This window comes from Pseudomonas sp. (assembly GCF_035497915.1).
GTDB lineage: Bacteria > Pseudomonadota > Gammaproteobacteria > Pseudomonadales > Pseudomonadaceae > Serpens.
Window position 1 is genome coordinate 160,214 of record NZ_DATJCS010000012.1, and the last position, 19,807, is coordinate 180,020.

The window sequence follows — 19,807 nt, forward strand, 5'->3', positions numbered from 1 at the left end:
TGCTCGATGACCGACGCCCTGCCTGCCATTGCCACCCTGCTGCACAACCTCGATCAGGCGTTTTCCGCCGATCGTCATCGCCTGCGTCGTCAGCTGCAGGACCTGCAGAAGCAGCCCGATGACGCCCGCCTGACGCAGTGGCTGGAGCGCTTCCAGGCCAGCTGCGCCAAGGTGCAGGCGCGCCGTGAGAGCGTGCCGGTCATCCGTTACGACGACGCGCTGCCCATCGCCGCCAAACGCGACGAGATCAAGGCGGCGCTGGAGCAGCACCAGGTACTGGTGATCGCCGGCGAGACCGGTTCGGGCAAGACCACCCAGCTGCCGAAGATCTGCCTGGAAATCGGCCGCGGCGTGAACGGGCTGATCGGTCACACCCAGCCGCGCCGGCTGGCGGCGCGCAGCGTGGCGACCCGGGTCGCCGAGGAACTGGCCACGCCGCTGGGCGAGCTGGTCGGCTACCAGGTGCGCTTCGAGGACCAGAGCACCGACCGCACCCTGATCAAGCTGATGACCGACGGCATTCTGCTGGCGGAAACCCAGCACGACCGCTTCCTGGAAAAGTACGACACGCTGATCGTCGACGAAGCCCACGAACGCTCGCTGAACATCGACTTCCTGCTCGGCTACCTGAAGAAGCTGCTGCCGCGCCGTCCGGACCTCAAGGTCATCATCACCTCGGCGACCATCGATCTGGAGCGCTTCTCCAAGCATTTCAATGATGCCCCCATTATTGAGGTTTCCGGGCGCACCTACCCGGTGGAAACCTGGTACCGCCCGCTGGCCGCCGAGACCGACGAGGACGGCAACCGCGTCGAGGACGACCTGACGGTGGATCAGGGCATTCTCGCCGCGCTGGCCGAGATCGAGGCCCACGAGAAGAGCATCGGCAAGCGCCCCGGCGACGTGCTGGTGTTCCTGCCCGGCGAGCGCGAGATCCGCGACGCCGCCGAGGTGCTGCGCAAGGCCAACCTGCGCCTCACCGAGGTGCTGCCGCTGTACGCGCGGCTGACCCCGGCCGAGCAGCAGAAGATCTTCAAGCCGGCCGCCGGGCGCAAGATCGTGCTGGCCACCAACGTGGCGGAAACCTCGTTGACCGTGCCCGGGATCCGCTACGTGATCGATTCGGGCACCGCGCGCATCAGCCGCTACAGCTACCGCTCCAAGGTACAGCGTCTGCCCATCGAGGCGGTGTCGCAGGCCAGCGCCAACCAGCGCAAGGGCCGCTGTGGCCGCGTCGAGCCGGGTATCTGCATCCGCCTGTACAGCGAGGAGGATTTCCTCGGCCGGCCGGAATTCACCGATCCGGAGATCCTGCGCACCAACCTGGCGGCGGTGATCCTGCAGATGCTGCACCTGCGCCTGGGCGACATCGCTGATTTCCCGTTTATCGAGCCGCCGGACGGCAAGGCGATCAGCGACGGTTTCAACCTGCTGCAGGAGCTGTCGGCAGTGGATCGCGAGGGCCGCATCAGCGCCCTGGGCCGGCAGCTGGCGCGCATTCCCATCGACCCGCGCCTGGGCCGCATGCTGCTGGAAGCCGCGCGCCTGGGCAGCCTCGACGAGGTGCTGATCGTCGCCAGCGCGCTGTCTGTGCAGGACGTGCGCGAACGCCCGGCCGACCGCCAGCAGGCCGCCGATCAGGCCCATGCCCAGTGGAAGGATCCGGATTCGGACTTCGCCGCGCTGATCAACCTGTGGCGCGGCTTCGAGGAAAAGCGCCAGGAGCTGGGCGCCAACGCGCTGCGCAGCTGGTGCCGCAAGAACTTCCTCAACTACCTGCGCCTGCGCGAATGGCGCGACGCGCATCGGCAACTGCTGTTGATCGTGCGCGAACTCAAGCTCGGCGCCGGCAAGGCGGTGGATGGCTCCGGCCATCCACCCTACGCAGCGATCGACGACCGTAGGGTGGAAGACGGCGAAGCCTCTTCCACCAATCGCATCACCCCCACCACCGATACCAAGCTCAACGCCAAGCTCAAGGAGCAGGCCGAGGCCCAGGCCGCCGCCCAGCGCGCCAAGGGCTACGCCGCTGTGCACCAGGCGATCCTTGCCGGCCTGCTCAGCCACATCGGCAGCAAGACCGAGGACGGTGACTTCCTCGGCGCCCGCCAGCGGCGCTTCTGGATCCACCCCTCCAGCGTCATCGGCCGCAAGAAGCCGCAGTGGGTGATGGCCGCCGAGCTGGTGGAAACCACCAAGCTGTTCGCGCGCATGGTGGCCAAGATCGAGCCGGACTGGATCGAGCCGCTGGCCGGGCACCTGATCAAGAAGAACCACTTCGAGCCGCACTGGGAGAAGAAGCGCGGCCAGGTGGTGGCCTTCGAGCAGATCACCCTGTTCGGCCTGATCGTGGTCGGCAAGCGCCCGGTGCATTACGGCCCCGTCGACCCGCCGGCGGCCCGCGAACTGTTCATCCGCGAAGGGTTGGTGCGCGGCGAGATCAACAGTCGCGCCAAGTGCCTCACCGAGAACCGCGACCTGCTGGAGCTGCTCGACGAGCTGGAGGCCAAGGCGCGCCGCCGCGACATCCTCGCCGATGAGGACACGCTGTTCGCCTACTACGACGTGCGGCTTCCCCAGGACATCTACCAGGCCGCCAGCTTCGAGAGCTGGTACAAGCGCGAGAGCCAGAAGAACCCGCAACTGCTGCTGATGCGCGAGGAAGACGTGCTGGCCCGCGACGCCAGCGAAGTCACCGCCGCGCTGTACCCCGATCACCTGCGCCTGGGCGAGCTGCAGCTGCCGCTGACCTACCATTTCGAGCCCGGCCACCCGCGCGATGGCGTGACCCTGCGCGTGCCGGCGCCGCTGCTGCCGCAGTTGCCGGCCGAGCGTCTGGAATGGCTGGTGCCGGGCCTGCTGGAAGCCCGCGCCATCGAGCTGGTGCGCAACCTGCCCAAGGCCATGCGCAAGAATTTCGTGCCGGTGCCGGATTTCGTGCGCGCTGCGCTGGCCAAGCTGCCCTTCGCCGAAGGCTCGCTGCCCGAGTCACTGGGCCGCGAGCTGCAGCGCATGACCGGCGCCCGCGTGCCGGAGGAGGCCTGGGCCGAGGCCGGCGAAAAGGTGGAAAGCCACCTGCGCATGAACATCGAGGTGGTGGACGCGCGCGGCAAGTTCCTCGGCGAAGGCCGCGACCTGGCGGAAATCACCGCGCGCTTCAGCGAAGCCAGCCAGGCGGCGCTGGCGCTGCCGACCCAGAAGGCGGAACAGCAGAAGCCGGTGGAAGCCAAGGGCTTTGCCCCGGTGGCCGAGAAGACCCAGCAGAAGATCGCCGGCCTGGCCATGACCGTCTACCCGGCGCTGGTGGAAGAGGGCGGGGTGGTCAAGGAAGGGCGCTTCCCGACCCAGGCCGAGGCCGAGTTCCAGCATCGCCGCGCGCTGCAGCGCCTGCTGCTGCAGCAGTTGAGCGAGCAGGCCAAGTTCCTGCGCGGCAAGCTGCCGGGCCTGACCGATATGGGGATGCTCTATCGCGACCTGGGCCGCATCGAGGCACTGACCGAGGACATCCTGCTGGCCAGCCTGGACAGCTGCATCCTCGACGGCGTCGAGCCGTTGCCGCGCGACGGCGCTGCGCTGGCCTCGCTGGCCGAGCAGAAACGCGGCGCCTGGACCGAACACGCCGAGCGGCTGTCGCGGCTGATGCTGGAAATCCTCAAGCACTGGCATGCCCTGCAGAAGCGCTTCAAGGGCCGCATCGACCTGGCCCAGGCGGTGGCGCTCAACGATATCAAGGCGCAGCTGGGCAACCTCATCTATCCCGGCTTCGTGCGCGAGGCCCCGGTCGAGTGGCTGCGTGAATATCCCCGTTACCTCAAGGCGATCGAGCAGCGCTTCGACAAGATCGGCGCGCAGCTGCAGCGCGACCGCGTGTGGAGCGGCGAGCTGGCCGGCTACTGGGAGCAGTACCAGGCGCGCCTGAAGAAGCACCTGCAGGAAGGCAAGCGCGACCCGGAACTGGCGCTGTACCGCTGGATGCTCGAGGAGTACCGCGTGTCGCTGTGGGCCCAGCAACTGGGCACGAAGATGCCGGTGTCGGACAAGCGCCTGAGCAAGCAGTGGGCGAGCGTGGAAGGCTGAGGCACGGCGCCGCGGCGTGGCCAAAAGCTCGCGACTGAAGTCGCTCCTACAGGTCCGTGCAGCACGGCCCTTTGCTAGCGGCTGGCGCTCAGAGGGGTGGCGGGACCTGTGGGGGCCGGGTTTATCCCGGCCAACGGGGCTGCAGATTACGCTGCCGTGTCGGCCTGACCTCTGTTGGCCGGCATAAAGCCGGCCCTACAGGGGGTTGTGCGGGTCGGTCAGCGGCTCGCGAGCGTCCGGCTTTGGTGGGAGCGGCTTCAGCCGCGTTGCCTTGGCGGAATATCCCAACTGATAAAGGCCCAGCGCATCGGCGCGCCGCCGCTTTTGGCGCGTTCGGGGTCGGCCTGGTACCAGCGCTGCAGTTCGGCGCGCTGCGCCGCGTCGATGGGGCCGAAGGCCCAGGCCACGCGCTGGGCGAATTCCTCGAAGTCGCGGGTGCCGCCCAGGCGGTTGCGGGTTTCCAGGTAATCCAGGCGCGGGTGAATGTCGCGCTGGTGCAGCAAGCTCACCGTATAGAGGTAGTCGGGCAGGCGCTGGGGGCGGCGACCGAGCAGCGCGGCAATCTCCGGCTCGCTGAAGGCGCCGCCGACCAGTTGGGTCATGTAGGCGCGCAGCCGGCCGTGGCGGTTGATCTTCTCCAGGGCGTCGGCCAGATCGCCCACCAGCCCCGAACGGGATGCCACCACGATGTCGCACACCGGCACATCGCTCCAGTCCTCCTCCCACGCGCGCTGGATGCCTTGCACATTCTCCAGGCCCTGCTGCCGGGCGTTGTCCGCCAGGCAGGCGAGCATGCCGGCGCTGAAGTCCAGGCCGTACACCCGCTCCAGTCGTGTGGCCAGCGGTAGCGCCAGGGCGCCCGGGCCGCAGCCAATGTCCAGCAGCGTGCGGGCGCCGTTCAGGTTCATGCGGCCGATGAAGTCGCTGGCGTAGCGCGAGGCCTGGCTGCTGCGGTTCAGTTCGCCGGCGCGGCGGTCCCAGTCGCTGGCCGGCTTGGGCGCGCGGCCGGCCTGGCGCAGGTGCTCGCGGTACAGGCCGGCAAAATCGATGTCGTCGAGGGTCATGGTGGTTTCGCTGAGTTGGCGGGCGCAGGCGCGCGCGGTAGTAGCAGGCACGCGTTAGTGTGCCGTCACGGTCGCCCATTCCGGTGCGACCTGTCGTCGCGGCGCTGGTGCGCGGTGGGCGGATTCCAGCGGGCGAAGCGCCGCTGCTGCCGGGCCGTCGCACTGCGCGGGTGCCGCCGCGAAGAGGCCATTAGTCGCGATTTTCCCGGCAATAGTCATTGACTCGCTTCCGGGTGCGTAGGTAGCGTGCGCAGCGGCCGCACTGTCTCAGACCCGCTGACTGCAGCCAAGAGCCGAGTCGATCACTCAAAACAATAACGACGGCGCTCCATAAGGGCGCCCTTCGGAGAGTTGCATGCAGACCAGCCAACTTCTGCTCGAAGGCGTAGAAATCATGCTATTCGGCATGGGTTCCGTCTTCGTCTTTCTGGTTCTCCTCATTTTCTGCATTCGCGTGATGTCCTTCCTCACCGCTCGCTTCGTCAGCGAGCCGGCGGTTGCTCAACCGCGATCCGCCTCGGCGGCTCCCGCTATCGATGCCGATGCAGACACCCTGGCCGCGATCAAGGCCGCGATCCATCTCCACCGCGCGCGCCGCGGCTGACCCAGGAAAGGGAACATCTCCATGACCGTTTCGAACAACAAGCCGCTCGGCATTACCGATGTGGTGCTGCGTGACGCCCACCAGTCCATCCTCGCCACCCGCGTGCGCCTGGAAGACATGCTGCCCATCGCGCCCAAACTCGACCAGGTGGGTTTCTGGTCGGTGGAAAGCTGGGGTGGCGCGACCTTCGACGCCTGCATTCGTTACCTGGGCGAAGACCCCTGGGAGCGCATCCGCGAACTGAAGAAGGCGATGCCCAACACCCGCCAGCAGATGCTGCTGCGCGGCCAGAACCTGCTCGGCTACCGGCACTACGCCGATGACGTGGTGGAGAAGTTCGTCGAGCGCGCCGCCATCAACGGCGTGGACGTGTTCCGCGTGTTCGACGCGATGAACGACCCGCGCAACCTGGATACTGCGCTGCGCGCCGTGAAGCGCCAGGGCAAGCACGCCCAGGGCACCATTTCCTACACCACCAGTCCGGTGCACACCCTGGACATGTGGGTCGATCTGGCCAAGCAGATCGAGGACATGGGCGCCGACTCCGTGGCCATCAAGGACATGGCCGGCATCCTCACTCCGTACCAGGCCTTCGAGCTGGTCTCGCGCCTGAAGGCCAGCCTGGCCATTCCGGTGCACATGCAGTGCCACGCCACCGCCGGGCTGTCCACCGCCGCCATCCTCAAGGCCGTGGAAGCCGGCATCGACAACGTCGACACCGCGATCTCCTCGCTGTCCATGACCTACGGCCATTCGCCGACCGAGTCGGTGGTGGCGATCTTCCAGGGCACCGAGCGCGACACCGGCCTGAACCTGGAACTGCTCGAGGAAGTGGCCGCCTACTTCCGCGAGGTGCGCAAGAAGTACGCGAAGTTCGAAGGCACCCTGCGTGGCGTCGACTCGCGCATTCTGGTCGCCCAGGTACCCGGCGGCATGCTCACCAATATGGAAAGCCAGCTCAAGGAGCAGGGCGCGCTGGACAAGTTCGACCAGGTGCTCGAGGAAATCCCGCGCGTGCGCGAGGACCTGGGCTTCATCCCGCTGGTCACCCCCACCTCGCAGATCGTCGGCACCCAGGCGGTGATCAACGTGCTCACCGGTGAGCGCTACAAGTCGATCACCAAGGAAACCGCCGGCGTGCTCAAGGGCGAGTACGGCGCTGCGCCGGCGCCGTTCAACGCCGAGCTGCAGGCCCGCGTGCTGAATGGTGGCGAGGCGATCACCTGCCGCCCGGCCGACCTGCTGGACGCCGAGATGGACAAGCTGACCGCCGAGCTGAACGGCATCGCCCGCGAGAAGGGCATCCAGCTGGCCGCCGAGGCGATCGATGACGTACTGACCTACGCGCTGTTCCCGCAGATCGGCCTGAAGTTCCTGGAAAACCGGGGCAACCCGGCGGCCTTCGAGCCGATGCCGAACGGCCAGGAGCTGGCGCCCCGCGAGGCCGGCAAGCCGGAGGTCTACACCGTGGACGTCAACGGCAAGTCCTTCGTGGTGCAGGTCAGCGACGGCGGCGACATCGCCGGCATCAAGGCACTGAACGGTGCCGCTTCGGCAACCGCGGCTCCGGCCGCCGGCCCGGCCCCGACCTCCGGCGAGCCGCAACCGGCGCCGCTGGCCGGCAACATCTTCAAGGTGCTGGTGCAGCCCGGACAGATGGTGCAGGAAGGCGATCTGGTGGTGATCCTCGAAGCCATGAAGATGGAAACCGAGATTCGCGCCTTCAAGGCCGGCACCGTCGCCACCGTGGACGTCAAGGTCGGCGACGCAGTGTCGGTCGGCAATCCTCTGCTGAGCATCGCTTAAGGAGCGTTTCATGGAAAAGTTGCTCACGCTCTGGCAGAGCACCGGCCTGTACCATCTGGAGGCCGGCCAGGCCCTGATGATGCTGGTCTGTATCGCATTGATCTACCTGGCGATCCGCAAGGGCTTCGAACCGCTGCTGCTGATTCCCATCGGCTTCGGCGGCATCCTGGCCAACATCCCGGTGGCCAACATGGCCGAGGGCGCTGGCATCCTGCACCTGTTCTACGAGGTGGGCCTGCCGACCAGCGTGTTCCCGCTGCTGATCTTTATGGGCGTCGGCGCCATGACCGATTTCGGTCCGATGCTGGCCAACCCCAAGACGCTGCTGCTCGGCGCCGCCGCGCAGTTCGGCATCTTCGGCACGCTGCTGGGCGCCCTGGCACTGACCGCCAGTGGCATCCCGGGGCTGGAGTTCACCCTGCGGGAAGCCGCGTCGATCGCCATCATCGGTGGTGCCGATGGCCCGACGTCGATCTTCGTCACCTCCAAACTGGCGCCTGACCTGCTCGGTCCGATCGCCGTGGCCGCGTACTCCTACATGGCCCTGGTGCCGCTGATCCAGCCGCCGATCATGCGCGCGCTGACCACTCCCGAGGAGCGTGCCATCGTCATGACCCAGCTGCGGCATGTCAGCCAGGTGGAGAAGATCGTCTTCCCGCTGCTGCTGTGCCTGCTGGTCGGCCTGCTGCTGCCGGACGCCGCGCCGCTGATCGGCATGTTCGCCTTCGGCAACCTGCTGCGCGAATGCGGCGTGGTGGATCGTCTGGCCGACACCTCGCGCAATGCGCTGATCAACATCATCACCATCGCGCTGGGGCTGACCGTCGGCTCCAAGCTGTCCGCCGAGGCCTTCCTGCAGATGAAGACCCTGGGCATCCTGGCGCTGGGCATGGTGGCGTTCTCGGGCGGTACCGCGGCGGGGATCATCATGGCCAAGATCATGAACCGCTTCAGCACGACCAAGATCAACCCGCTGATCGGCTCAGCCGGGGTCTCCGCGGTGCCGATGGCGGCGCGGGTCTCCAACAAGGTCGGCCTGGAGGCCAACCCGCAGAACTTCCTGCTCATGCATGCCATGGGGCCCAACGTGGCCGGGGTCATCGGCTCGGCTGTGGCGGCGGGGGTGCTGCTCAGCTTCGTCGGCTGACACGCTTTCGAGCGTTCGGTAAAAAGGACCCCGCCGTGTGCGGGGTTCTTTTTTGGGGCTCGACAACCTTGGGGCCGGAGTCGGCGCGAAACCATTGTGGGGCCGGGTTTACCCCGGCCGGACGGAGGCGAAGCTGCCAGCCAGGCGAGTATCCCCACTGCCGCTGCCGGCCCTACAGGGTCTGTAGGAACCTTGTGGGGCCGGGTTTATCCCGGCCAACGGGGCCACGGGCTGTCCGTCGGCCGGGCATGTCGCGTGATGCGCGTCACGCTTTGCCGCCCGCAAGCGCGGGCCGCAACGGCATCGACTACAGTTCGCACTGCCTTTCCCCGGCAGTCGCGCCTCGGGCCGACGCCGCGCAGCAGGATGCCGAACGCCGACATGGACTTTCCCCGCCTACCGCCCGCACTCGTCCGGGTGCTCTTCTGCCTGCTGTTGCTCCTGCCGGCGAGCCAGGCCCGGGCCGGAAGCCCGAACGACGAACTCAATGGCTTTATCGTCGATCAGACGATCAGCCACATCGGGCACCAGTTCTACCGATATTTCAGCGAGCGGCTGCGGGACACCAGTCGCCTGGACTTCAATCTGGTGGTGCGCGAGCGACCCTCGGCGCGCTGGGGCAGCCTGGTCTGGGTGGAGTTCGAACAGCGCACCGTATACCGCAGCTTTCTGGCGCCCAACACCGCGCAATTGCAGGCGATCGCCTACGCGGCCGCCGACCAGGTCAAGGAAACGGTCACCCGCCGGCGACTGGAAATCCTCCTGCAGGACACCACGGACATGGAGCGAGACGAACTATGAGAAGGCAATGGAGGGCGCGGTCCGCCGCGCTGGGGCTGGCCTGCGGGGGCCTGATCGCCGTGGCGCAGGCCAGCGAACTGGTCTACACGCCGGTGAATCCCTCATTCGGTGGCAACCCCCTGAATGGCACCTGGCTGCTGGGCAACGCCCAGGCGCAGAACGACCATTCCAGCTCGAGTCCCGGCATGGGAGCTGGCTATACCGGCACCACGGCGCTGGAGCGTTTCACCGCCCAGCTGGAGTCGCGGCTGCTGTCGCAACTGATGACCAACATCGAAAGTGGCCAGACCGGCACCCTGACCACCAGTGCCTTCATCATCGAGATACAGGACAACGCCAATTCCGGGATCCTCAGCATCCTGGTGACCGACCGCACCACGGGCGAGGTGTCGGAGATCGTACTCAGTGGCTGGACGCCGAACTGATCCATGGAACAAGGACGTGGCATGAGAACCTTACTAGCGGTGGCACTGGCCGGTGCGTTGTTGCAGGGCTGTTCGCTGCGCGAGCCGATGCCGGCCGAGCACGACGCGGAAATCCCGACGCTCACTCCCCGGGCATCGACCTACGATGATCTGGTCAACATGCCCAAGCCCAAGGGGCTGGTGGTGACGGCGGTGTACGGCTTCCGCGACCAGACGGGGCAGTACAAGCCGACCCCGGCCAGTTCCTTCTCCACCAGCGTGACCCAGGGCGCGGCAAGCATGCTGATGGACGCCCTGCAGGCCAGTGGCTGGTTCATGGTGCTGGAGCGCGAGGGGCTGCAGAACCTGCTGACCGAGCGCAAGATCATCCGCGCCTCGCAGCAGAAGAACGGCACGCCGGCCAACATCCTCGCCGAGTTGCCGCCGCTGCAGGCGGCCAACATCGTGCTGGAGGGGGGCATCGTCGCCTTCGACAGCAATGTGCGCACCGGTGGCGAGGGTGCCCGTTACCTGGGTATCGGCGGGTCGAACGAATACCGGGTGGATCAGGTGTCGGTCAGCCTGCGGGCGGTGGATGTGCGCAGCGGGCAGGTGCTGGCCAATGTCATGACCAGCAAGACCATCTACTCGGTGGCGCGCAGCGCCGGGGTGTTCAAGTTCATCGAACTGAAGGACCTGCTTGAAGTGGAGGCCGGTTACACGGTCAACGAGCCGGCGCAGCTCTGTGTGCTGTCGGCCATCGAAGCGGCCGTTGCGCATCTGATTGCCCAGGGCATCGAGCGTCGCCTCTGGCAGGCGACCGATCAGGTGTCGCTGAAGGATTCGCCGCTGGGCAAGTATCTGGCGAAGTACCGCAAAGAGGCAGGCTGAAATGAAAAACCGGAGCCGAGAGGCTCCGGTTTTTTGTGTGGGAACAGGCCGCCGCAAGGCGGCGGCACCGATCCTCAACGCTGGATGGCAATGGCCTGGTTGGCCGTACCGTACTGAGCGATGTTGCTGACGTGGTTGTAACCCGCCTGATTGATGACCGCCTGGTTCAGCGCCCCCGACTGAGCGACATGGGCGCTGTTGTAGCCGCCGCTCTGCACGAATTCGGCAGTGTTGAGGTAGCCGCTCTGGTACGCATAGGCGCTGTTGTAGGCGCCGCCCTGGTCGAGGCTGACGCTGTTTTCCGCACCGTTGCTGCTGCCGCCGAAGTGGTTGTTGCTGCCGCGCTGGTCAGCCACCAGCAGGCTGTCGCTGCCGTTCTGGTCGAAGTACAGCTCGTTGTAGCTGCCGGCCTGGGCTACCTGGGCGCGGTTGTTGTCGCCGTAGGCGCCGAGGTCCACCGTGTTGCCTTCACCGCTCTGCGCCAGCTCGTGACGGTTGCCGACACCGTGCTGGGTCAGGGTGGCGCTGAGGTTCACCCCCGGGCCCTGCTCGGCCAGCAGGCTGTTGGCTTCGCCGGTCTGCTGGGTGCTGATCTGGCTGTGGTCGGCCTGGAACTGGTGAACCGAGGCATCCTGGAGACCGCCGAACTGCTGCACATCGATGCGGCTGCCGTCCTGGGCGATCTGCGAGATCAGCGCGGAGCTGTTCGCGCCGTCTTGCAGGGTCGTCACCTGGTTGTTCTGGGTGTCTCCCTGGTAGACGCGGATGCTGTGCAGATTGCCCAGCTGCTGGATTTCGATGATGCCGCCGTCGTTGAGGGTCTGGATCGCCGACGCCTGGTGCTGCGAGCCTTGCTGGTCGATCAGTGCGCGGTTGTGGCTGCCGTGCAGTTCCTGGCGAATGGTCGCCTCGTTGTGCGCGCCTTGCTGGTTGGCTGTGGCGCTGTTGTGCGCGCCGCCCAACTGGACGACGGAACTGTCGTTGCCATGGCCTTGCTGGATCTGGGTGATGCTGTTGGCCCGGCCGCCGAACTGGCTCGCCTGGCCGTCGTTGTGGTGGCCGTCCTGGAACTGCTTGATCAGGCTGCCGGCACCGGCCCGGTACTGGTCGGCCTCAAGCTGGTTGAAACGGCCGATCTGGGCCTGACCGACCGAACCGGCGCTGCCAACCTGGGCCGACTGGGCGTCGTTGCGGAAGCCGCTTTGCGCCTGGGCGGCATTGGCGCGGCCGCCGATCTGCTCGACCAGCGCGCTGTTTTCGGTGCCCGTTTGGGCTTGCAGCGAGAAGTTGTCGGCCAGCGCGGGGCCGGCGGCCAGAACCAGAATCGCTGCTGCGAGGGGGGTCTTCCTGAACATGTGTTGCCTCCTTGTTTGGTGTACTGCTTTTCTTTTGGTACTGCCTTTGTGGGGACGCGTCAGCGCTGGCGCACATGGGCGGTCTGCCCGACGCCAACCTGGGTGATACGGCTGTACAGCCCCGAGCCGCTCTGCTCGATGCTGGCGGTGTTGTGCGCGCCGGACTGGATGATCTGTGCCTGGTTGCCCATGCCGAACTGGGCAATGGCCGCCTGGTTGCCGTAGCCCTGCTGCCAGATGCTGGCCATCAGGTCGCTGCCCTGCTGCAGCAGGTAGGCTTCCTGGTGGCTGCCGTGCTGCACGACGCTGCCGAGCAGCGACTCGCCGCTCTGCTCGAGGGCGGCGAGGTTGTGCTGGCCGACCTGGCGCAGTACCAGCAGCGCGCCAGTATCGGGCAGGCGTGCCTCGACCAGGTCCCGGTCGGTGGCCAGGTCGGCGTTGTCCATCAGGTCATAGGCCGCCGCTGCGGTGCTGTGCAGTACCCAGGCGACAAGCGCGGCGGCATAGGCAGGCTGGCGTTTCATTCCCTTGTCCTTCACGGTCCGTGTGCGGGGTTTGGCAGGCCAAGCGTGATGCGGGTCCGTTTGCGCAAGAGCATGGTTCAGGTTCCGCATTCCGGCAAATCGGCGCAACAGGGCTGCGGCAGTGCCTTGCGCTCGGCGCCGGATGACTACACTGGCAGTGCCCGGCCGCGCAGCGCGGCCAATCGTCTCCCTCCACGGCACTGGAAAAACAATCGTGGAGACATATGGCGCGGAGTTTCTTGGAACGTTCTGGCTGGTCCTGGGGGGATGCGGCAGCGCCGTGCTGGCGGCCGCCTTCCCGGAGCTGGGTATCGGGTTGCTGGGCGTGTCTCTGGCATTCGGGCTGACTGTGGTGACCATGGCCTATGCGGTCGGACATATCTCCGGCGGGCACTTCAATCCCGCCGTGTCGGTCGGGCTGTGGGCCGCCGGGCGTTTTCAGGCCGGACAGCTGCTGCCCTACATCGCCGCCCAGGTACTGGGCGGGCTGGCCGCCGGTGGCGTGCTGTACCTGATCGCCAGTGGCAAGGCCGGTTTCGAGCTGTCCGCCGGCTTCGCCTCCAACGGCTACGGCGCGCATTCGCCGGGCGGATATTCGCTGGCTGCGGCGGCCCTGAGCGAAGTGGTGATGACCGCGTTCTTCCTGCTCATCATCATCGGGGCCACCTCGCCGCGGGCCCCGGCCGGCTTTGCGCCGCTGGCCATCGGTCTGGCGCTGACGCTGATCCACCTGATCTCGATTCCGGTCACCAACACTTCGGTGAATCCGGCGCGCAGCACCGGTGTTGCCCTGTATGTGGGTGACTGGGCGGTCAGCCAGTTGTGGCTGTTCTGGGTGGCGCCGATCGCCGGCGCACTGCTCGGTGCGCTGGCATACCGGCTGATCGGTCGCACGGATGATTGAGACAGGGTCGCTGTGGCGCTACTACGGCCGTCCAACCGGTGGGCTGTCCAGCGAGTCGTTACCGGTGACCGTGCTGGTGCGGGTGGCGGCCTCGGCGTTGCGCCGTTGCTGTTCATGTTCTTCGATCGAACAGTAATCGCCGTTGGAGCAGGATCGACACAGGGCGCGCTTGGCGGCGCACTGGCCGGTCATGCCCCGGGCCAGCGCCATGCCGCCAAGACCCAGTTCCACCAGGCCGGTGAGGCCTCCCTTGCGCAGGCCGCAGGCCAGCAGGAAGAAGCCGCCGGCGATGGACAGCGTGCGTTCCCAGCCATGGACGTTCTGCGGGTGAATCGAGTGGGTGTCATAGCCATGCATGGTGAGTACTCCCGGTTCGAGGCTGTCCTCTGCTGACTGCCGGTCACGCGCGCTGTTCGCGGCAGGCGACTACCGGCCCCGGACGTGGTGGTGAACTTCCGCGGGTGCGCTCCGTCCTTTCAGTACCGGGATGACGAGGGCGGAGCATGTTCGATCTGCGCGGGCTGGGCTTCGTCGAGCTGATGAAGCGATCGTTCAAGGAGTTCGGCGAGGATGAAATGGAAACCTATGCCGCCGCGCTGGCCTTTCGCGGGCTGTTCTCGCTGTTTCCCTTTCTGCTGTTCCTGGTGGCGCTGATCGGTTTTCTCGATCTGCAGCACTTCTACGACTGGCTGCGCAGCCAGGCCGCGCTGCTGCTGCCACCCCAGGCCATGGAGCAGGTGGACGGGGTGATCGTGCAGTTTCAGGAGCAGAAGTCCGGGCTGTTCTCCATCGCCATCCTGTTCGCCTTGTGGACGGCGTCGGCCGGCATCCGTTCGGCAATGGTGGCCATGAATCGCGCCTACGATGTGCCTGAAGGGCGGCCATTCTGGAAGCTGTATCCACTGTCGGTGCTCTATACGGTGGGTATCGCCGCGATGCTGCTGACGGCGGCCGCGCTGATGGTGGTCGGTCCGGCGCTGATGGGCTGGCTGGCCGAACTGTTCGGCCTGAAGCAGGTGGTGGTGACGGTCTGGGCCTGGCTGCGCTGGCCGGTGGCGGTGTTCCTGCTGGTACTGGCAGTGGCTGTGTTCTATTACGTCACGCCGGATGTGGAGCAGGAATTCCGCTTCATCACCCCCGGCTCGCTGATCGCCGTGCTGACCTGGATTGCCGCGTCGCTGGGCTTCGGTTACTACGTGCAGAACTTCGCCGATTACAGCGCCACCTACGGCAGCATCGGCGCGATCATCGTGCTGCTGATGTATTTCTACCTGTCGGCGGCGGTGCTGCTGTTCGGCGCGGAGCTCAACGCGGTGATCGAGCACCAGGATCCGAGCGGCAAGGATCCCGGCGAGAAGGTGAAGGCGTAACCGCCCTGCTTTTGTAGGAGCGGCTTTAGCCGCGAGCTTTCAGGTTCGGGCTGCACAAAAGCATCGCGGCTGAAGCTGCTCCTACGGGTTCGCCGTGGCTTCAGCCTTCTGTCATGCCCAGCACCTTGAGCAGGAACGCATACTCCAGCGCCACGTCGTGCAGGGCCTGGTAGCGGCCGCTCATGCCGCCATGGCCGGCGCCCATTTCGGTCCTGAGCAGCAGCAGGCGGTCATCGGCCTTGCTGGCACGCAGCCGCGCGACCCACTTGGCGGCTTCCCAGTACTGCACGCGGCTGTCGTGGTAGCCGGCCACCACCAGCAGTGGCGGATAGGCCTGGGCGCGCACGTTCTCGTAAGGTGCGTAACCCTGGATGCGCGCATGCACCTCGGGATCGCGCGGGTCGCCCCATTCGTCGTACTCGGTCACGGTCAGCGGCAGGTCCGGGTTGAGCATGCTGTTCAGCACGTCGACGAAGGGCACTTCAGCGATGGCGGCGCCGAACAGCTCCGGGCGGTGGTTCAGCACCGCGCCGATCAGCAGACCGCCGGCGCTGCCGCCGCTGATGGCCAGTTTTTCCGGTTGGGTCAGGCCGCTGGCGACCAGGGTTTCCGCCACGGCGATGAAATCGCCGAAGGTGTTGGCCTTGTGTTCCAGCTTGCCGGCGCGGTACCAGGCCTCGCCCATCTCGCCGCCGCCGCGCACGTGGGCGATGGCGAAGATGAAGCCGCGCTCCAGCAGCGACAGGCGCGCATGGGAGAACCAGGGATCGAGGCACTCGCCATAGGCGCCGTAGCCGTAAAGGTACAGCGGCGCCGGCTGGCCGGCGGCAAGCACCTCGCGGTGCGCCACCAGGCTGACCGGGATGCGCGTGCCATCCGGTGCGGTGGCCCACAGCCGGCGGCTCTCGTAGGCCTGGGCATCGAACGGGCCTTCCACCGGGGTTTCCTTGAGCACCTGCTGGCTGCCGCTGGCCAGCTCCAGCTGGCGCAGCTGCGCCGGCCGGTTGAGCGATTCGTAGCGCAGGCGGATCACCGGGCTGTCGAATTCCAGGGTGCTGGCCACATGCAGGCTATAGACGGCGTCGGGCAGGGTGACGCGGTAGGGTGCGGCGCCGTTTGGATGCACCTCCAGCACCGACAGGCCGCCTTCGCGCAGGCTGAGCACATAGGCCGTGCTGTTCAGGTCCAGGTCCTCCAGCATCACCTCGGGGTCGTGACCGCGCAGCAGCTGCCAGTGCGCGCGCTCCGGGGTGCCCTGTGGTGCGGTGTACAGGGCGAAGTTGATGCCCGCCTGGTTGCTGCGGATGAACCAGGTCCACTGGCCGTCGAGCAGCCCGTGGTCGAGGTCGTATTCGTGACCTTCCTCGCGCGGCGCCACGCAGACGAAGGCGTCGTGCGGCCGCTCGGCATCCAGCACCCAGGCCTCGCTGGTGGTCTTGCTGCCGCTGGCCAGCACCAGCTGGCGTTCCGAGCTGGTGCGGTAGCAATGGATGAAGAAGCGCCCATCCGGCTCGTTGAACACCAGCTGCGCCTCGGCGTCGCCCAGCCGATAGCGGTACAGCTTGTGGGGGCGGTGGGTGTCGTCCAGTTCGGCGAAGAACAGTGTCTGGCTGTCGTTGGCCCAGCACAGGCTGCCGTCGCAGTCCTCGAACGGCAGCTCGCTGATTTCGCCGTTGTGCAGGTCCTTGATGAACAACCGATAGATCTCGTCGCCGGTGGTGTCCAGGCTGTAGCCGAGCAGGCGCTGGTCGGGGCTGAGGCTGAAGGCGCCCAGCGACAGGAAGCCGCCGTCGGCCAGGACGTTGGGGTCCAGCAGCAACTGCTCGCTGGCGCTGTCAATGACCAGCGAGCCGTCGGCCGGGCGCCGGCAACGGTAGTGGCGCGGATACTCGTCGCCCGCCGTGGTGCGCTGGTAGTAGAGGAAATCCTTCCAGGGCGCCGGCAGCGACAGGTCGGTCTCGCGGATGCGGCCCTTGATCTCCTCGAACAGCCGCTGGCGCAGCCCGGCCTGGTCGGTCAGGCAGGCGTCGGTGTAGGCGTTTTCCGCCTGCAGGTACTCGAGTACCTCGGCACTGTCGCGGTTTTCCAGCCACTGGTAGGGATCGGCGCCGGGGATGCTGCGGGCGAGGGGGGCTTGACTCATGGGAGGCCTCTGGGACGAAGGTCGCACCGGGTAGGTCGCCCGCTGCAAAAGTCGCTATGATATGCGCCCATTTCACCGCCCGAAACGCCAATGATCGACAACGACTACCTGCTCGCCTGGTCCCTGTATGCCAGTGCGGCCCTGGGCCTGATGCTGGTGTGGATGCGCCTGACCCGCTGGATGTGGCGCTGGCTGCGCGAGATCCTGCGCCTGCTGGCCGCCGTGCTGCTGTTCACCCCGACCCTGGTGGACCCGTCCCGCGATCTGCTGGCGCCGGCCATCGCCATCGGTGCGCTGGACCTGGGCTTCCAGATGGGCGACAGCCTGTGGCGGGCGCTGGCCGACCTGTCCATGTACGGCCTGATCGCCCTGGTGCTCTATCTGATTTTCGCCGCCGCGCGCTGGCCGATCGAGCGCTGGCTGCGTGAACGCGCCGCTGCGCGGGCGGAACCGGCGAACGGCGGGGATGCCCGTCGCGTCGAGCCGCAGGCCTGACGCGGAGACCCTGTCATGTGCGAACTGCTCGGCATGAGCGCCAACGTGCCCACCGACATCCTGTTCAGCTTCACCGGGCTGATGCAGCGCGGCGGCCGCACCGGCCCGCACAGCGATGGCTGGGGCATCGGCTTCTACGAGGGGCGTGGCCTGCGCCTGTTCCAGGACCCCGCCGCCAGCGCCGACTCCGAGGTGGCACGTCTGGTGCAGCGCTATCCGATCAAGAGCAAGGTGGTCATCGGGCATATCCGCCAGGCCAATGCCGGGCCGGTTTCGCTGGCCAACACCCATCCGTTTTCCCGCGAGCTGTGGGGGCGCTACTGGTGCTTCGCCCACAACGGCCAACTGCGCGATTTCCACGCCGAGACGGGGTTCTACCGGCCGGTGGGCGAAACCGACAGCGAGGCGGCGTTCTGCGACCTGCTCAATCGGGTGCGCCAGGCCTTTCCCTCTCCGGTGGACGTGACGCTGCTGCTGCCGACGCTGGTCGCGGCCTGCGTCGACTATCGCGACAAGGGCGTGTTCAACTGCCTGCTCAGCGACGGCGACTGGCTGTTCAGCTTCTGCACCACCAAGCTGGCGCAGATCACCCGCCGCGCGCCCTTCGGACCGGCACGTCTGAAGGACGCCGACGTGACCGTCGATTTTCAGGCGGAAACCAGTCCCGACGATGTGGTCACCGTGCTGGCTACCGATCCGCTGACCGACAATGAGCGCTGGATCGCCCACGAGCCGGGCGACTGGACGCTGTGGCGGCGCGGCGAGTGCATCGCCAGCGGCAAGGCCTGAGCGGCACGCCGCTTGCAGTCGGCCATTACCTTTCGTCAGGAATCCCCCCATGTTGCGAAGCTACCTGCGTTTGCTGCTGTTCGCCTTCGGCCTGCTGGTGGGGGTGCAGATCCCCGCGTTCATGGACGCCTACACCCAGCGCCTGGAGGCCCATCGCCTGGAGTCGGCGCACAGCCTGGAAGGCTTTCGTGACACCGCGCGGCGCTTCTTCGCCGGCGACCTGCAGGCGCTGCTGCGGCATTACCGCGCCAGCGACGATCCGGTGATGCGCAGCGATGCCGGCAGCGTCGAGCGCCTGGTGGGCCGCGCCGAGCTGCTCGAACGTGAATGGCAGGCCATGCAGGGACCCTGGTACGCGCGCGCCTGGCACCTGTTCAGCGCCGCCGATGCGCGGCTGACCCGCGATGCGTTGCGCGGCTATCAATACCAGGTGCCGCTGGATCCGGCGGCCATCGCCTGGGGCCTGTCCTGCGGCCTGCTGCTGGCGGCGCTGGTGGAGAGCCTGCTGGCCATGCTGGGCTCGCTGCTGTTCACCCGCCGCGTGCGGCCCCTCTGATCTTGCGACCAGCGTACCCCCACCGACCCGTAGGAGCGACTTCAGTCGCGAGCTTCTGGCAGCGGCCCGCACGAAGGCGTGAGCGGCTGAAGCCCCTCGCCGCTATTCCACCCGCAGCTCGCCGGTGAACTGCAGCGTCGCCCTGCAGCGTCGGCACAGGTAGCGCCGACCCTTGGCGACCAGGCCGTGGCGTTGGGCGCTGAACGGGAACAGGCCTTCCGGGCATTGGCAGCGATAGACGTAACGGGTCGCCTTGCGCCGTGGCACGTCGTAGCTATGGCAACGCTCGGGGGGCAACTGGAAGACGCCGCGCATGATCTTCTGCCACTCCTCGCCATGCGGGCGGATGCGCAGGCCGAACAACTGATGGGCGACCAGATGGGCCACCTCGTGGGCCACGGTCTGGCGCAGGAAATGCTCGGTGTTCTCCCGATACAGCTGGGCGTTGAAACGCAGCAGGTTCTCCTGCAGATGCGCGACGCCGGCCTTCTGCCCGCGCAACTGCAGGCTGACCCTCGGGCGGGGAAAGCTGCGTTTGAAAAACGTCTCGGCCTGGCGATAGCACGCTTCGACGCGTGCTTCGAGCAAGTGGGGCATGGCGGCCTCCCGGTAAAACAGGCGCGCCAGTATAGAGAAGTCGCGGGGCGCGCGGCAGGCCGCGCCCCGACTGCGGGTCAGAGCGTGTAGATCGGGCCGATGCCCATGCCCCAGAGCACCACCGAGGCGGCCAGCATCGCCACCAGCACCACCAGGCCTACCGCCAGCACCGAGCTGGAAAACAGGAAACCCTCGTCCGGGTGGATATCCATGAAGGTCGGCAGTCCGACGTACAAAAGGTAGGCGGTATAGGCCACCGCCGCCGTGCCGATGATCATGC

19 protein-coding genes are annotated in these 19,807 nt (G+C 66.9%); 12 read left to right on the forward strand and 7 right to left on the reverse strand.

Going from position 1 to position 19,807, the window contains the following annotated elements; all coding sequences use genetic code 11:
• The first annotated feature begins 6 nt into the window (after positions 1–6).
• Positions 7–4,077, forward strand: coding sequence for an ATP-dependent RNA helicase HrpA (hrpA, locus tag VL129_RS04530; RefSeq protein WP_325410518.1), 4,071 nt, complete (start codon positions 7–9; stop codon positions 4,075–4,077).
• A 257-nt stretch (positions 4,078–4,334) separates the two neighbouring features.
• On the opposite strand, the gene VL129_RS04535 is transcribed toward hrpA, so the two are convergent.
• Positions 4,335–5,192, reverse strand: a complete 858-nt coding sequence (locus tag VL129_RS04535) for a class I SAM-dependent methyltransferase (RefSeq protein ID WP_325410520.1) — start codon at positions 5,190–5,192, stop codon at positions 4,335–4,337.
• A 304-nt stretch (positions 5,193–5,496) separates the two neighbouring features.
• Between VL129_RS04535 and VL129_RS04540 the strand changes: the two genes are divergently transcribed.
• From VL129_RS04540 to VL129_RS04565, 6 genes are all read left to right on the forward strand, one after another.
• Positions 5,497–5,745 (forward strand): OadG family protein, encoded by a 249-nt coding sequence (locus VL129_RS04540; protein WP_325410523.1) that lies wholly within the window; start codon positions 5,497–5,499, stop codon positions 5,743–5,745.
• Between the two features lie 21 nt (positions 5,746–5,766).
• Complete coding sequence (gene oadA, locus VL129_RS04545) at positions 5,767–7,551, forward strand: sodium-extruding oxaloacetate decarboxylase subunit alpha (RefSeq protein WP_325410525.1); 1,785 nt, start codon at positions 5,767–5,769, stop codon at positions 7,549–7,551.
• A gap of 10 nt (positions 7,552–7,561) precedes the next feature.
• Positions 7,562–8,698: a sodium ion-translocating decarboxylase subunit beta gene (locus VL129_RS04550; RefSeq protein ID WP_325410527.1), complete on the forward strand. Its 1,137-nt coding sequence runs from the start codon at positions 7,562–7,564 to the stop codon at positions 8,696–8,698.
• Positions 8,699–9,079: 381 nt separating this feature from the next.
• Entirely contained in the window at positions 9,080–9,499 is a 420-nt protein-coding gene (csgE, locus tag VL129_RS04555; protein WP_325410529.1) for a curli production assembly/transport protein CsgE, read from the forward strand.
• The gene (locus VL129_RS04560; protein WP_325410531.1) at positions 9,496–9,924 is read left to right on the forward strand and encodes a curli assembly protein CsgF; all 429 of its coding nucleotides are present in this window, start codon (positions 9,496–9,498) and stop codon (positions 9,922–9,924) included. The genes csgE and VL129_RS04560 overlap by 4 nt, the downstream gene beginning before the upstream one ends.
• Before the next feature lie 21 nt (positions 9,925–9,945).
• Positions 9,946–10,794, forward strand: coding sequence for a CsgG/HfaB family protein (locus tag VL129_RS04565; RefSeq protein ID WP_325410533.1), 849 nt, complete (start codon positions 9,946–9,948; stop codon positions 10,792–10,794).
• A gap of 74 nt (positions 10,795–10,868) precedes the next feature.
• Here the strand turns inward: VL129_RS04565 and VL129_RS04570 are convergent, their stop codons facing one another.
• Together VL129_RS04570 and VL129_RS04575 are read right to left on the reverse strand one after the other, a co-directional pair.
• On the reverse strand, positions 10,869–12,149 hold the full coding sequence (locus VL129_RS04570; protein ID WP_325410535.1) for a hypothetical protein: 1,281 nt from the start codon (positions 12,147–12,149) through the stop codon (positions 10,869–10,871).
• Between the two features lie 59 nt (positions 12,150–12,208).
• The gene (locus VL129_RS04575; protein WP_325410537.1) at positions 12,209–12,673 is read right to left on the reverse strand and encodes a curlin; all 465 of its coding nucleotides are present in this window, start codon (positions 12,671–12,673) and stop codon (positions 12,209–12,211) included.
• Positions 12,674–12,887: 214 nt separating this feature from the next.
• Between VL129_RS04575 and aqpZ the strand changes: the two genes are divergently transcribed.
• Positions 12,888–13,577: an aquaporin Z gene (gene aqpZ, locus VL129_RS04580; RefSeq protein WP_325410539.1), complete on the forward strand. Its 690-nt coding sequence runs from the start codon at positions 12,888–12,890 to the stop codon at positions 13,575–13,577.
• 21 nt (positions 13,578–13,598) lie between these two features.
• Here aqpZ and VL129_RS04585 read toward each other — a convergent pair whose 3' ends face one another.
• Positions 13,599–13,934, reverse strand: a complete 336-nt coding sequence (locus tag VL129_RS04585; protein ID WP_325410541.1) for a YgaP family membrane protein — start codon at positions 13,932–13,934, stop codon at positions 13,599–13,601.
• 146 nt (positions 13,935–14,080) lie between these two features.
• Here VL129_RS04585 and VL129_RS04590 point away from each other — a divergent pair, with 146 nt between their 5' ends.
• Positions 14,081–14,947: a YihY/virulence factor BrkB family protein gene (locus VL129_RS04590; RefSeq protein ID WP_325410543.1), complete on the forward strand. Its 867-nt coding sequence runs from the start codon at positions 14,081–14,083 to the stop codon at positions 14,945–14,947.
• Between the two features lie 100 nt (positions 14,948–15,047).
• Here the strand turns inward: VL129_RS04590 and VL129_RS04595 are convergent, their stop codons facing one another.
• Positions 15,048–17,090, reverse strand: coding sequence for a S9 family peptidase (locus tag VL129_RS04595; RefSeq protein WP_325410545.1), 2,043 nt, complete (start codon positions 17,088–17,090; stop codon positions 15,048–15,050).
• Between the two features lie 90 nt (positions 17,091–17,180).
• Here VL129_RS04595 and VL129_RS04600 point away from each other — a divergent pair, with 90 nt between their 5' ends.
• From VL129_RS04600 to VL129_RS04610, 3 genes are read left to right on the forward strand one after another with little or no spacing between them, the layout of a single operon-like run.
• Entirely contained in the window at positions 17,181–17,585 is a 405-nt protein-coding gene (locus tag VL129_RS04600) for an MFS transporter (RefSeq protein WP_325410547.1), read from the forward strand.
• Between the two features lie 15 nt (positions 17,586–17,600).
• Positions 17,601–18,374 (forward strand): class II glutamine amidotransferase, encoded by a 774-nt coding sequence (locus VL129_RS04605; RefSeq protein WP_325410549.1) that lies wholly within the window; start codon positions 17,601–17,603, stop codon positions 18,372–18,374.
• Between the two features lie 49 nt (positions 18,375–18,423).
• Positions 18,424–18,930, forward strand: coding sequence for a DUF2937 family protein (locus tag VL129_RS04610; RefSeq protein ID WP_325410551.1), 507 nt, complete (start codon positions 18,424–18,426; stop codon positions 18,928–18,930).
• A 102-nt stretch (positions 18,931–19,032) separates the two neighbouring features.
• Here VL129_RS04610 and VL129_RS04615 read toward each other — a convergent pair whose 3' ends face one another.
• Positions 19,033–19,527: a SprT family zinc-dependent metalloprotease gene (locus VL129_RS04615; protein WP_325410553.1), complete on the reverse strand. Its 495-nt coding sequence runs from the start codon at positions 19,525–19,527 to the stop codon at positions 19,033–19,035.
• Between the two features lie 77 nt (positions 19,528–19,604).
• On the reverse strand, positions 19,605–19,807 hold a 203-nt coding region (locus VL129_RS04620; protein WP_325410555.1), incomplete at its 5' end, for a YIP1 family protein.